The organism is Candidatus Chlorohelix allophototropha (assembly GCF_030389965.1).
GTDB lineage: Bacteria > Chloroflexota > Chloroflexia > Chloroheliales > Chloroheliaceae > Chlorohelix > Chlorohelix allophototropha.
In genome coordinates this window covers 1,077,671-1,090,818 of sequence record NZ_CP128399.1, presented here as the reverse complement: position 1 = coordinate 1,090,818, position 13,148 = coordinate 1,077,671, and the positions used below count along the sequence as shown (strand labels likewise).

At 45.7% G+C, this 13,148-nt stretch carries 12 protein-coding genes; 4 read left to right on the top strand and 8 right to left on the bottom strand.

Annotation, left to right across the window (positions count from 1 at the left end):
- Positions 1 to 104 precede the first annotated feature (104 nt).
- Positions 105 to 1,688, top strand: coding sequence for a type III PLP-dependent enzyme domain-containing protein (locus OZ401_RS04590; RefSeq protein ID WP_341469531.1), 1,584 nt, complete (start codon positions 105 to 107; stop codon positions 1,686 to 1,688).
- Positions 1,689 to 1,739: 51 nt separating this feature from the next.
- Here the strand turns inward: OZ401_RS04590 and OZ401_RS04585 are convergent, their stop codons facing one another.
- Genes OZ401_RS04585 through OZ401_RS04575 form a run of 3 tightly spaced genes read right to left on the bottom strand, consistent with a single transcriptional unit; the run spans position 1,740 to position 4,867 of the window.
- The gene (locus tag OZ401_RS04585) at positions 1,740 to 3,500 is read right to left on the bottom strand and encodes a GAF domain-containing sensor histidine kinase (protein WP_341469530.1); all 1,761 of its coding nucleotides are present in this window, start codon (positions 3,498 to 3,500) and stop codon (positions 1,740 to 1,742) included.
- Positions 3,501 to 3,532: 32 nt separating this feature from the next.
- Complete coding sequence (locus OZ401_RS04580; protein ID WP_341469529.1) at positions 3,533 to 4,219, bottom strand: YggS family pyridoxal phosphate-dependent enzyme; 687 nt, start codon at positions 4,217 to 4,219, stop codon at positions 3,533 to 3,535.
- A gap of 12 nt (positions 4,220 to 4,231) precedes the next feature.
- The gene (locus tag OZ401_RS04575; RefSeq protein WP_341469528.1) at positions 4,232 to 4,867 is read right to left on the bottom strand and encodes a zinc ribbon domain-containing protein; all 636 of its coding nucleotides are present in this window, start codon (positions 4,865 to 4,867) and stop codon (positions 4,232 to 4,234) included.
- A 442-nt stretch (positions 4,868 to 5,309) separates the two neighbouring features.
- Here OZ401_RS04575 and OZ401_RS04570 point away from each other — a divergent pair, with 442 nt between their 5' ends.
- Together OZ401_RS04570 and OZ401_RS04565 are read left to right on the top strand one after the other, a co-directional pair.
- A complete protein-coding gene (locus OZ401_RS04570; RefSeq protein WP_341469527.1) occupies positions 5,310 to 5,834 on the top strand; it encodes a DUF485 domain-containing protein in 525 nt (174 codons plus the stop codon).
- Positions 5,835 to 5,844: 10 nt separating this feature from the next.
- Positions 5,845 to 7,680: a sodium/solute symporter gene (locus OZ401_RS04565; RefSeq protein ID WP_341469526.1), complete on the top strand. Its 1,836-nt coding sequence runs from the start codon at positions 5,845 to 5,847 to the stop codon at positions 7,678 to 7,680.
- 71 nt (positions 7,681 to 7,751) lie between these two features.
- Here OZ401_RS04565 and OZ401_RS04560 read toward each other — a convergent pair whose 3' ends face one another.
- The 5 genes from OZ401_RS04560 to rpsF all read right to left on the bottom strand — a co-directional run bounded on the left by OZ401_RS04560 (position 7,752) and on the right by rpsF (position 11,442).
- Positions 7,752 to 8,156, bottom strand: a complete 405-nt coding sequence (locus tag OZ401_RS04560; protein WP_341469525.1) for a hypothetical protein — start codon at positions 8,154 to 8,156, stop codon at positions 7,752 to 7,754.
- A gap of 20 nt (positions 8,157 to 8,176) precedes the next feature.
- Entirely contained in the window at positions 8,177 to 9,937 is a 1,761-nt protein-coding gene (locus tag OZ401_RS04555; protein WP_341469524.1) for a peptidylprolyl isomerase, read from the bottom strand.
- Between the two features lie 180 nt (positions 9,938 to 10,117).
- Positions 10,118 to 10,519 carry a 30S ribosomal protein S18 gene (gene rpsR / locus OZ401_RS25790; RefSeq protein ID WP_341469523.1) on the bottom strand — a complete coding sequence of 134 codons (402 nt, stop codon included), beginning with the start codon at positions 10,517 to 10,519 and terminating at the stop codon, positions 10,118 to 10,120.
- 55 nt (positions 10,520 to 10,574) lie between these two features.
- The gene (locus OZ401_RS04545) at positions 10,575 to 11,030 is read right to left on the bottom strand and encodes a single-stranded DNA-binding protein (protein WP_341469522.1); all 456 of its coding nucleotides are present in this window, start codon (positions 11,028 to 11,030) and stop codon (positions 10,575 to 10,577) included.
- Positions 11,031 to 11,136: 106 nt separating this feature from the next.
- Positions 11,137 to 11,442: a 30S ribosomal protein S6 gene (gene rpsF, locus OZ401_RS04540; protein WP_341469521.1), complete on the bottom strand. Its 306-nt coding sequence runs from the start codon at positions 11,440 to 11,442 to the stop codon at positions 11,137 to 11,139.
- A 339-nt stretch (positions 11,443 to 11,781) separates the two neighbouring features.
- On the opposite strand from rpsF, the gene OZ401_RS04535 reads away from it, so the two are divergent.
- Complete coding sequence (locus tag OZ401_RS04535) at positions 11,782 to 13,146, top strand: hypothetical protein (RefSeq protein WP_341469520.1); 1,365 nt, start codon at positions 11,782 to 11,784, stop codon at positions 13,144 to 13,146.
- The last annotated feature ends 2 nt before the right edge of the window (positions 13,147 to 13,148 follow it).

The window sequence follows — 13,148 nt, the reverse complement described above, 5'->3', positions numbered from 1 at the left end:
AAGAACTGAGCGCAAAGATGCTCATTTTTACGACCCTGTTGTCCGTCATCCATCTACCACTGCCGGTTAGCGGGAGTGTGCTGCGAAATGAGGTACGATAAAGAATGATCAATACCACCCAGAACTTCTACGAACATTTGCGTAGCCGTTTCGGGATTACTAATACAAGGCTGAACGAGTTTTTACATATTGAGCGAAATCGTTTATTCTTCAACGATATAGATCTCACTCACCTATCCCACGAGTGGGGTTCGCCTCTGGAAGTCGGTTATAACCCGATTATTTCAACTCAGATATCCAAAATGCAGGGCTATTTTGCCCGTGCTTTCCACAATAACAGGTATCAGGGTAATTTTACTTATTGCTATGCCAGCAAAGCGGCGCAATATGAAGATTTGATTCGCACTGCTTTAACCTCCGGCGCGCACTATGAAACCAGTTCCCCAATGGACATTATGATGGCGCGTTTGCACTGGAAAGCAGGTAATTTGCCCTCTGATCGCGTTATACTATGCAATGGCTTTAAAACCCAACAATATGTTGATAATATTGCGAATTTGAAGCGCGAAGGTTTCAAGAATATTATTCCGATTATTGAATCTTTCGATGAAATTGAGACGCTAAAGCGCACAGGCTTGAACTATGAAGTAGGTATTCGTCTGCGCGTAGATAAAAGCATACTACCTGATGGCGATTTCTCAAAAGTCACCTCCCGTTTTGGAATACCGCGCCACGAACTTGATAAAGTGGCTGCTGCAATAAACCAGACTCCCGGCTTAACCCCGGTTATGTTCCATGCTATGATTGATACCCAGTGTGTGGATCGTCAGGATTGGGTAAAGGCGTTACTGCTCTCTTTCCGCAACTATTGTGAATTACGCCTAACCTATCCTACTATGCGCGCTTTCAATTTTGGCGGTGGCATGCCTGTACCTTACAGCCTTGATTTTCAATTTGATTATCAGGCGTTTGCGAATGAGCTAACCGCCGGAATTATGGAAATGTGCGCTCAGTACGAAATCCCGCATCCCGATATTTATGGCGAATTTGGGCGTTATACTGCCGCAGCGTATGGGTTTGACCTTTACAAAGTGGAGCTAGTCAAGTCCTCCCATAAGTCGGATGTAAGCTGGTATGTAATCAATGGCTCGCTCATGTCCAGTTTGCCGGATACATGGGCGCTCAAGCAGCAATTTATTATTTTACCTCTAACACATTTTGATCGTCCGGTGCGTAAAGTGTGGCTGAGCGGTATGACCTGTGATTCTGATGATGTATATAAATCAGGGGAAGAGGACGATGCTGTAATGCTGCCGGAACTCCATCCGGGTGAACATTTGACCATCGGAGTCTTTATGACCGGAGCTTATCAGGATATGCTTTCAGGTATCGGCGGAGTGCATCACTGCCTGCTGCCAGAACCATCCGAACTGGTTATAGAAGAATCGCCTGTTACGGGAGCTTACGAGTATCGCTGTACCGCACCTTCGCAAAGTCTAAAAACAATGGCTTCATTGCTAGGCTATCATAAATACCTGCCCTTACTGGAAGAAAAAGTGCATGTTGCACCTCAACCGACAACAGTAAATTCGGGCAAAACTCGTGAGAATAGTATTTTTTCTTTTGGAAAGCTACAAAAAGCACGCCGCAGGGTTTTATCTTTGGTTGCTAACAGTCTGCTGAACTAGTAGGAAGAATACTCCGAGGATGCTCTCTACTTGATAGAGTAGAGAGCATTTTTATTTTTCGATAATACTGGGCATTGTAACCATCAGCGGCTGGGTAGCTACCTGTGGCATAGAGCTATTGGGAATTAATAGTTTAATAGTAGTTCCCTGCCCCTGCTTGGAAGAAAGTTCATATTGCGCGTTGATCAAGCGTGCTCGTTCCCGCATGTTGAGCAAACCAAAGCTACCACGTTCAATGTAGTTTTTAGCGGTGGCTTCGCTATCAAAACCTTTGCCATCATCACGGACGGTTACAATGGTTTGAACATTATTATGATTCAGGCTTATCCAGACGTTATTTGGCTGGGCGTGCTTGCGAATATTATTAATTGCTTCCTGTACTATTATAAAGACGGTCGCTTCCGTATTGTAGGGTAACCGTAGCGCGCTTTCGGTTTCAGGCTCACCAAAACCTTCTACAATGAGATGAGTTTGCCAAGTCTCGGTTTGCAATTTTTCTACGTAAGCTTCAAGGGTAGGAATAAGCCCTTTGGTTTCTAGCATTAATGGACGCAACCCGAACATCATGGTACGTATATCTTTGGCGGCTTGTTGCGCCACTTTCTCCATATCGGTCAATTCTTTGAGTAAGCGTGCTTCTTCATTACCGGCTTGGTACAGCTTCTTGATAAAATTGGAGCGCATCGCCAAACCTGCCATAACCTGTGCCGGACCATCATGTAAATCACGTCCTAACTCACGGCGTACTTCTTCTTCTTTAGCGATGATTTTATCTCGCTCGTCTTTAAGATCGGAATAAAGCTGGGCATTTTCAATAGCGATGGCGGATTGGGCTGCCAATGTTAACAACAAAGCAAGGTCGTTGGGGTTGAAAGTACCACTATCTTGCTTGTTAATAACTTCAATTACGCCGATTGTTTTTTCACGTACAATCATAGGGGCGCACATAATTGAGCGAGTTCGGAAGCCGGTTTTGTTATCTACAGTTTGGTTAAAGCGACGATCTTTGGTTACATCGTTTACGATAACCGGTTCTCCGATTCTTGCCACGTAGCCGCTAATACCTTCGCTCATAGGTTGGCGCATTTGTTTTAGTTCATCGCCCGCTTCTCCGGTTGGGATACTGAAAACAAGTTCATTGGTAGCGCGGTCGAGTAGCATCAAGGTACAAGCATCAGAATGCAACATCTGGGCGGTAGTGTCCATAATTTGCCGTAACAAGTCGGAAAGGTCACGATTCTGGGTAATGGCGGTTGCCACATCGTTTAACAAAACCAAATCTTCGAGGCGGCGCGACATATTGGTCAAAGAGCGCAAGCTCGACCAAGCGTTTGCGGTAGCGCGGCAATATGCCACCAGATTAGGTAAGTCGGAAGTGCTTATTGTAAGGCTGACGGTACCGCCGGGGTCGGTGCGCGGCATAAGCAATAGCACCACACCCATAGGTTGTATGGAGTTGGGATTGCCTAGCGGAAGCGCCAAAATACGGCGGGTCTGGTCTTGCGAGAATGACATTTCGTAAAGGGTTGGCAACTTCGGAACCCAGATACTGAGAGGGTTTTGCTCGGAAAGGGGAATTTCTTGATTTATTTGGCTTTGCGCTTTCGCCGCTTTAATACTTAAAAAATAGCGCAGCAAACCAACCTCACCACCTGCTTCTCGCCCTTCGTCATAATCGAAGAAGATAACCATACCTGTATCGGTACGACCAATTCTTAATCCTTCGTTAAGAGAGGCTTGCAGTAAAGAACTGGGAACCTGTAACAATGGCAGGTTTGTAAGATATTCAATTAAATGCGAGGTGTTGAACATCTGAAAATCCAGCGCAAAATGAGCAAGCGTGACTAAAAAATAGCTCGTCCTATTCGCACTAGTGTTGCCCCTTCTTCGATTGCTATTTCAAAATCATTAGTCATACCCATCGAAAGATCCTTCCAATGTGGAATTGTAACATTATTCCTAATTTTATCAAATAGAGTGCGTAACTCTCTAAAAACATGGCGGGTTTCTTCAGGTGCAAACACAAACGGAGCCATAGTCATCAAACCACGCCACTGTAAATGGCGCAATTCTAGTAACGCAGCAATTTGAGACTCAAGTTCTGCTACACTGAAACCATGTTTGCTGGACTCTCCTGAAACATTGACTTCCAGTAGAGCTGGCATGATTTTACCCTGTTCACCACATTGGTAATCTAACATCTCCGCCAGTCGGAGGCTATCAACCGAATGAACCATGTCGAAAAAAGCAACGGCACGTTTGGCTTTATTGGTTTGTAAATGACCAATAAGGTGTAACCGTGCCGTATTGGGAATATAGGGGAGTGGTGTAAACTTGTCTTCGGCATCACCAATCCGATTTTCGCCGAAATCGGTCAAGCCGAGACGACAGGCTTCTTCAATCACTTCACGCCCCACTGTTTTTGTAACGCCAACCAGTGTAATTTCTTCAGGTTTGCGCCCTGCTCGAAGTGCTGCCTTATTGATACGCTCTCTAACTCGCGCTAGTTTATCTGCTAGGGAATCGGACATTTTTCTTCAGGCTCAACCCATTTTCTTGCCACAGCTAGGGCAGAATTTAGCACCAGCAGGCACTTTTGAGCCACATTCGGTACAGAACTGTTCTTGCGGTACAAGGTTATAGCCACAATTTGGGCAGAATTTAGCGCCGCCGGTATTTGTGCCACAGCTAGGACAGGTTACTACACGCTTTTGTTGTATATTTACATCGCTAACAAAATCGGTAGCCATTGCCTTTTCACGAACTTGCTGCACAAAAGCCGCAGACTTAGCCACCTCGATTTCGCCCTCTTTTTTAGGAGCGCAATTGACGCACATGCCCACTTCCTGATTCCAGCAAACTTCCTTGCATACCCAAGTTCCGCAACGCTGGCATTGGTTAAACAACGGTTTCAAATCGGTTATAGCAGCATTAAAAGCATCGTCCCGTGCTTTCCCACGTGTTAGACGATCCATTTCATCCGAACCGCTCGCAACCCTGCCAAATACACCACCAAAAACATTACCCAAGCCACGTACAATTTCACCGGCTGCTCCCAATTTATTAGCTCGAAACTGGCTCATAAAACCGTTGCCGCAGCGATCACAGAAAAATTCAAACTGGAAACCGATATCTGTACTATGATCAGAATAATTACGGGTGAATGGAATTGGAGGCATTCTTATCATCTCCTTTTGCAGAAACTGTCGATTATAATCAAACTTTGATACGACAGATGCCCATTGTGCAGCTAGTTACTGTCCGAATAATTAATCATTTTTAACACGCGCACTATTCATACTCGCATAATAACATTGCCATTAAGCTATTGCAATAGTCTCAATACGTGATAGGTAAGCTAGCCTTTACGCTTAATCTCCACGCTGGTTGTACCGTTTTACTTCAGCCAGAATCCTGCTCCGGGCGTTATCTTGTTTAAATGTAGCGCAAATAGCTATTTTTACGAGCTTAAGCTGTAAGTATAGATTTAATGTATATAGCTGTAAAACCCACTAAAACCACATTTTGATTCGAGATATTGCAGCCATATGATATAATTAGTCCAATCCTACTTAAAGTTTACAGTATGACTTGCTGTTATAGGTTCGAGGAAGAACTGGTATGGAATTATTTCCAGGGCGCGGGCAACGCAATAAATCCCACCCTGAACCACAATCGTATGGTGCAGCCGATAGCGGTAGCAGTTCGGGTGGTTTTGGGTTGTCGGGTGGAAAAGCTTACCTACCTGATTTGGATTACGAATTGGATGACGTAATCTTAGGCTATGATGAGTCGCTTTATTTTAACGAAAGTTTGCCAGAACTAACGAACCCGGATTCGGATAGCAAGCAAACTTTGCAAGAGGTTGCCGAGCAAACTGCCTACGGAAAAGTGTTTCTTAATCATCTAATCCGCCGCCAGCGCGCCCTTAGCCTCAGTGTAGCCTTTACTTTTCTGGCTATTATCCTCGGTCTACCACTGCTTAATATTTTTACTCGCGAATTTGGAACTCTTATTATCTTCGAGTTTCCTATTAACTGGCTCTTTTTATCAATTCTGATTTACCCGCTTATCTGGGTACTGGCTTACTATTTCGTGAGTACCGCCGATAAATATGAAGAAGAATTTACCAAATTGGTAGAGTAAATAGCACAACATGGAAATTAATTGGCTTAGCGTTGTGGCAATAGTTGGAGTAGTGCTTGCTACTATAAGTTTGGGGCTTTGGGCTACACGGGTAGTTCGCACCACTTCAGATTTCTTCGTGGCAAGCCGAACCGTTGGTCCCCTCATGAATGCTGCTGCTATCAGCGGAGAATACCTCAGCGCTGCCAGTTTTATGGGCATCGCCGGGATGGTAATGAAATTCGGTTATGATGTCTTGTGGTATCCGGTTTGTTACGCTGCCGGATACCTTTTTTTATTGCTATTTGTAGCCGCACCATTACGCCGTTTCGGGGCTTATACCGTACCGGATTACGCTGAAGGCAGGTTTAATAGCGCAGGTTTCCGCAAAATTGCCGTCGCTTTCGTAATGATTATAGGCTTCTTCTACATGTTGCCTCAGATGAAGGGCGCAGGGGTAACCCTTGAGTCCGTATTAAACCTACCTTACTGGGTAGGTGTGGTAGTAGTAGGGGCGGTTATCACCTTAAATGTGGTGCTTGGCGGTATGAAGGGCATAACCTTTGTACAGGCTTTTCAATTCTGGCTCAAACTATTTGCTATCAGTATTCCCGTTTTCCTGTTGCTGATGTATTTCGGTAGCTATGGTAACCATTTAAACGAGGATTTGGTTAATAATAAAGTGCCACGCTTTACCCAGACTACCACTATTACCTACAAAGCGGGCAGCGTTTTAAGGTTTTCAGCCGCCAGCGCCTTTGTACCGACTAATTCCGGACGGGTAGAACTGGATGGGCAACCTACCCGTAGCCTTAACTCCGGTGAAAAATATGGAATTAGCAACGGAGAGTTCAAGCTTCTAGATGCCAACCAACTTACCTTTGAAAGCGGTCAAGTAGTACCCAATGCGCCTAACGGCAGCGTCTGGGGACAACCGTTTGGCTTATTAACCGGTGATAGCAACGAAAATCCCGGTCTTTCGATGCTATATACCTATTCACTAATTGTAGCAATTGTATTTGGTACTGCGGGTTTACCTCACATATTAGTGCGTTTCTATACCAATACCGATGGGAAGAATGCTCGTCATACCACCTTGATTGTACTTGGTATGATCGGTTTGTTCTATATGTTCCCACCGATTTTAGGAGTCTTGGGCAGAAATCATGCGTCTGAACTTTATGCGCTTGGTACTACCGACCGTTTGGTGTTGGAATTGCCGGGTAAAATCGAACCCGATTGGCTGTCACAAATCTTGCTGGCTATTACCGCAGCAGGGGCGTTTGCTGCCTTTATGTCCACCTTTAGCGGCTTGTTGGTTTCTGTCTCCGGTGCGCTTTCACACGATGTGTACGGGCGTACAATGCGTCCAAAAGCCTCAACCCGTGCGCGCCGCTATGCCTTCCGTCTTTCCGCTTTATTGGCGGGAAGCGCGGCTGTTATAGCCGGTTTATTTGTTGAGAAGTTTGATATAAATTTGCTGGTTGGCTGGGCTTTTGCGATTGCTGCCAGTTCCTTATTCCCCATGCTGGCGCTTGGCACATGGTGGCGAAAATTGACCAAAGCGGGCGCAACTTCAGGCGTATTGCTTGGCGGGCTTTCCTCATCGCTTTCGATTGTTATTACGATGTTGCTCGGTGAGGCGGATGCATCTGTAGGTATGGGTCTTACTTTAAGCAAAGTTAACCCGCTGGTGGCTACATTAATGGCACAACCTGCGATCTGGTCTGTGCCGCTTTCCTTTATAACAATGCTCGTTGTTTCGCACTTTACCCGCAAACAGATTCCAGCCGATGTAAACCAGATGATGCTGCGCTTGCATGCACCCGAAGCGTTGGGCTTACGCAAAGACTACATTAACGAATAAAATCTCCATTGCAGGCAGACTATAAAAAATCCCCCTGCTCATATTGAACAGGGGGGGAGAGAAAAGATTCTCTACCGAGTCTTTTTACCGATTGCGCCTAACGCAGCTTCCGCTAAACCAATTGCGATAAGCCCAATTGGCGCATGTATCCAGATTAGTGGCTTGTAATTGCCACTATCGACAAAATTCAGAGCTTTACCGATTAGGATATATAGACCAAGCGCCAATGCTACGGTTATTAGAATGCGCCCAACCAGCCCTAATGTGGACGAAGATGCACCGGTAGCTCTGCGTTTGCGCCCTATACTGATTTCAAAGAGAGCGATAAGCCCTACCGCTGCCAGCAAATGCACTACTGATAGGGCAGTTTTAACGCCACCAGAAATTTCTAGTTTCAGCACTGAATTAGCAAACATGGTAATACCAACTATTACCACTAACAACGCTGAAACTCGCATCCACATTGCAGAACTCATTGAGAATACTACTCCTCTATCTATTTTGTAGGGGTTGGCAAAGCCGCCCCTGAAGCTGTCGTAACCGGAGTGACAGTAGGTGTTATACTGCTGCCCACCGTGGTTGTACCGCTAGTTGTTGTAGTTGCTGCGGTTGTTGTAACTGGGTTGGCGGTAGCTGTACCACTAATTGGTAAAGGTCCCACTACATTGGTTGTAACGGGAGTCTGTGCTGCTGTATTGGGCGTAGCCGAAGGCTGAACAACAGGCGTAAAGACCGGTGGTAATACTTGGGTCGGTTCCGAAGTTGGCGTAGGCGCTGTGAAATACTTCGGCTTTGCGTCGTCAATCTTTTGTTGGAGCCAACGCGCATAAACCCGGTAATCACCATTCTGGTCTGTATCAAACAGTGATTGATATTCACGCTCATCGATAGCGCGGGTGTCATTGCGCTCAACCAGAATCAGAATTTGCCAACCCTCTGATACCTGTAATGGATCAGTAAGGTCTCCGGGCTGAAGTTTGAGCAAAGCATCCCACGCGGTATCCTCGGTGGCGCTGCTGCTTAACTGATATTTCATAAACCAGCCAAGATCGCCATTTTTGGGCGCTGCCACCGTGTCTATCGACTTTTCCCGCGCCAATTTGGTAAACAAGGCTGCACGATCTGCACCGCTAACCGCTTTTAACTGCTTGAGCAAATCTTCAGCTTCGACCTTTTCCTTGACGGAAATTGCACGTGCATGCAACTGAAGCACCGGATCACCGAGCTTAGGTTGCGCAGCAAGTAATTTATCGGATACCAAGTCTTTAAGCAGACGAGGGCGAATTTCCAGCTTTTTGTACTCATCCATGCTCAAGCCTGTTACCTTTTTGACACTATCGAAAAAGGAGTTCTGGCTCGCGCCCAAGGTTTGTTGAGCCTTGTCAGCCGGAAGCGCGGTATTGGTGGGCGCTGGAGTTGCTGTCGCGGGTGTTCCGGAAGGAACGGCAGTACCACTTGCACTAGGAGTTCCGCTCGCTACTGCGGTATTAGTAGGCGCAATAGTGGTTGGGGTGGGCGATGGGCTGGCGCTGACCGAAGGAGTTGCAGTCGGCAAGGGTGTAATCACATTTGCAGTAGCCGTATTTTGGGCAGCTATTGCTGTTCCCAGAGCCGCCAGAGTAGGGGTTGCTACTGCTCCAAAACTGCTAGGCGTTGGTGTGGAGAGGCGCAACTCGGTTCCAAACTGGCTATCCATTGCTTTCTTTACATCGTCATCGCTAGGATTGATGCCATACTGGTCACGTGCCGCTTTATCCAGAACTAGAATGGAAATATAATCGCTCAGGGTTTGCTGGTCAACCGGATATGACGGAGTATCATCAATTTCAGCGGAGAAACTCTGAATTTGCTGTTGGAATTGTTGTTGCTGGTCACCTGCAAGGCTTGCCATAAATTGCTGGTATTGGGCAATTCGCTTGAAGAGGGTTAACTTGCGGAACTTGTAATAATCTCCGGTAGTAACGCTTTGCCCGTTTACCGATGCCAATTCTTTAATATTGGGGGCAATGGTACTTTGAAAAACGCCGAAGACCAGTATCAAAACCATCAACACTACAGTTATAACCCCGGTTAGTATCAGGTAACGCTGGTTGCGGCGATCCCGTTCGTAGCGGGTGAGTTGCCGCGAAGTCATGTGTTGGGTACTATGACTATGACTCCCCTTGCCGGGAGTATGTTTAGTAGTGGCAGATGTTTCGGTTTTTTTTGGTTGGTTAGTCGGCGGTTTTTCTGATCCGCCTTTAGGAGTATTCGCCATTAGGTTACTCTATTTCTCCCCTGCTTCCGCTCAATTCAATTAATCAAAAAGAAGGGCATAGAACAATCAGGCGCTTTAAACTAAGCACACCACACTGCTCCATGCCCTTTAATACAACCGTTACTGGCGGCGTTTTGATTATTAAAAATTCTCACATTAATAACGCGCCGGGTTTAAAAATTATCTGCTCTGCCCGGTCACGTAAGGCAAAAGCGCCATAAAACGGGCACGCTTGATAGCAGTTGTCAACGAACGCTGGTGGAAAGCGCTCAGACCGGTCTTACGGCGTGGCTCAATTTTACCACGATCCGACAGATAGCGTTTCAACCGGTTGAAATCTTTGTAGTCCACATCGCGAATACCGTCAATTGCAAATTGATCCACCTTACGGCGTTGTGCAAAACGATCTTTGGAATTGGGACGGCGGGGTCTGCGGGGAGGACCTGAATGTCCACCTCTATCTGAAGAATATCCGCCACTTCTCTCTGAAGAGTACCCGCCGCTTCTGGGTGCGGGTGCGGGCGCATCAGTTGAAGGCTCTCCCTGCTGTTGTGGTACTTTATCCTCGTTTTCGGTCGTCACCTAAGTAAAACTCCTTTATCTTAGCGGCGCATTGCCGACATTTGACTTATATTCCTTAAAATGGAATGTCTTCGGGTTCTAATTCGTCTGCCTCGTTATAATCAGTGCCACTGCGGCGGGTAGCATTTGCTGAAGGTGCGCTGCTACTCCATTCCTCATCGCCTTGATTTTCCGTAGGTTTTTTATCAAGAGTCATCATGTCGGTTGCAATTACCTCAGTGGTATATTTATCCTGACCGTTTTGGTCAGTCCATTTACGGGTCTGCAACCTACCCTCGATATAGACGTGTCTGCCTTTGGTTAGCAGGTTAGCGCAACGCTCTGCCAGCTTATCCCAGGCTACAACTCGGAACCATTCCGTTTGGTCGCCCCAATTACCATCTGCTTGCTTTACAGGACGATTAGTGGCTACCGAGAAAGTTGCAACGGCATTACCACCCGGTGTATAACGCAATTCCACCGCTTTTCCCAACCGTCCGGTCAGCATCACTTTGTTCAGGTCTCTAGCCATTTTTTTGCTCCTTTCAAAAGAAGAAATTATCATACAACTTCTTCAGATTTCGGCTCAATAATAAACGTTACGGCTACTTGAGCAAATCAGCTTAACTGGTACGACCTTACTTTTTGGCCACTTCCAGTTTAATAATCAAGTGACGGAGTATATCTTCGGATATACGCATATCATGCTCCAACTCTAGAACTTGAGCCGGATCCATCTTCAGATTGGATAAAACGTAGTAGCCTTCCTGATGCTTACCGATTAGATAAGCCAGTCTTCGTCTGCCCCATGGCGCGCTTTGATTTGTTTCAGTAATCTCACCACCGTAGCGCGTAATCATGTTATTAACTTTTTCGATAAGGGCAGGGATACTTTCTTCGCCGTTTTCAAAATTGAGGATATACATTAATTCGTAGTCGTGCAAAGCTATCACAACCTCCTTCCTATGGGTTTGCCTTGAGCCACTTGTATAGAGCAATCGGTGTGATGACAATTGCTGAGGGCTCAACGCAGAAAGGTATAAGAAATGCCCTAGCATTTCAGTACCATATTCATTTGTTTAATCTACAAGCGACAATAAAAAGTGCCGCTTGGCACATTTCCGAAAAAAAAGTATAGCATAAACCCCCTACCCTTGCAAATTTTGGGGGCTAAATTCAGGGCTTTTCAGAAAATAATATTTCTTACAATTTGACAAACATGGCTTGTTAACTTTAATATAATCAAACGTTAGCTTATGACCATGAACTGTCAGGAAATCTCTTTGGCTACCAAACCGCCTCCAAAACTCCTTAATAAACTTGTCCATGAGTCAACTAGGTTTTGGTTAGCGGGTTTGTTAGTATTTATCCTTCTATTGCTTTACTTGCCCTTTTATCAACCAAAATTGCAATTCTCTTACCCTGTTGCTGCCCTTTCCAAAACCCTTGAAAATGCCACTACTTCCGGTTTCTATGAAAAACAAATCGACCAGGCGGGAAATAATTACGTCTGGACCTCTGAGCGACCGGGCATCTTTTTTGATTTTCACACCTCAGAATCGGTGAAGTTAGTAGTGTGGGCGCGTAGCGCTGCGGTGGCAGGCGGAATTAATGCACCTGTTTCGGTACTGGTTAACGGCGTAGAAATCACACAATTCCAACCAGATCCGACCAAGCAGGATTTCCAGCCCTTTGAATTCATCCTACCCGGAACCAGTTCAGATATGCGCCTACAAATGGTTACTCGAACCTTCACCGCGCCCGGAGACAGCAGAACTTTAGGTACTATGATTTCCAGTGTGACTCTGGACAAAACCAAAGCATGGGATAAATTGAAAAACCGAGTCAGGTTGCTTTGGCTCGTTGCAGCTTTGCTAGTATTGGCTGTTATCGTGCATTTTGTGCCTTTCAAAAGCAGTTCTGTTTTTATAAAATATCGAGACAAGATTTTATTTGCCGGGGCTTTTATTGCGGCAGGGCTTGCACTGGGTTTTATCTGGTCGGTGGGACCTGTCGATCAATTTTACTTTGGCTTAATAACGTTGGTATTGGTATGTACCATGCTGGCGACACTAGCCCTAATAAACCCACTGGCTAACCGCCTGACGCTTAAGTTTCATCCAAAAGCTATAGCAGAACGCTTGTTGAGCACAAGTGCATTTCTGCTGTTACTTATTATAGCGGTAAGCAATCTGCCGCTGCTGTGGGGGGTTATCTCCAATCCTAAAACTACCAGATTCGCCGCAATGAGTTACCAAGAACGGCAGACTAATGTGTTTGGCACATTCGCAGAAGGTGTTAACTATGCCGATAAGCTTATATCCGTAGATGCACCGATCACGGTAATCCTGCCTAATAATTTGTATAGCAATGGTGGAGTATCCTTTTTCTTCAATTACTGGCTTTACCCGCGCCGGATAGTGTATGAGCAAGAGGTTGCAGCAGCCTTAAGTCATAATAATACCTATTTGCTCTACACTTGCAGTTTCGAATTATTACAATCAACTTGTTCTTCACCACTACCAAATCTACTTGGTACTCAGAATCGCTACACATTGGTTAGGAGTTTTGAGGGTAACCGTGAGTTCTTCGGCATATACCGCTTGAATGAAGTCGCTATTTCTAAAGTCAGGATGTCGGGAATATGATC

Excerpts from the sequence above, each read along its gene's own strand:
- OZ401_RS04590 (WP_341469531.1), top strand. The coding sequence starts at position 105 with ATGATCAATACCACCCAGAACTTCTACGAACATTTGCGTAGCCGTTTC.
- OZ401_RS04585 (WP_341469530.1), bottom strand. The coding sequence starts at position 3,500 with ATGTTCAACACCTCGCATTTAATTGAATATCTTACAAACCTGCCATTG.
- OZ401_RS04580 (WP_341469529.1), bottom strand. The coding sequence starts at position 4,219 with ATGTCCGATTCCCTAGCAGATAAACTAGCGCGAGTTAGAGAGCGTATC.
- OZ401_RS04575 (WP_341469528.1), bottom strand. The coding sequence starts at position 4,867 with ATGCCTCCAATTCCATTCACCCGTAATTATTCTGATCATAGTACAGAT.
- OZ401_RS04570 (WP_341469527.1), top strand. The coding sequence starts at position 5,310 with ATGGAATTATTTCCAGGGCGCGGGCAACGCAATAAATCCCACCCTGAA.
- OZ401_RS04565 (WP_341469526.1), top strand. The coding sequence starts at position 5,845 with ATGGAAATTAATTGGCTTAGCGTTGTGGCAATAGTTGGAGTAGTGCTT.
- OZ401_RS04560 (WP_341469525.1), bottom strand. The coding sequence starts at position 8,156 with ATGAGTTCTGCAATGTGGATGCGAGTTTCAGCGTTGTTAGTGGTAATA.
- OZ401_RS04555 (WP_341469524.1), bottom strand. The coding sequence starts at position 9,937 with ATGGCGAATACTCCTAAAGGCGGATCAGAAAAACCGCCGACTAACCAA.
- OZ401_RS04545 (WP_341469522.1), bottom strand. The coding sequence starts at position 11,030 with ATGGCTAGAGACCTGAACAAAGTGATGCTGACCGGACGGTTGGGAAAA.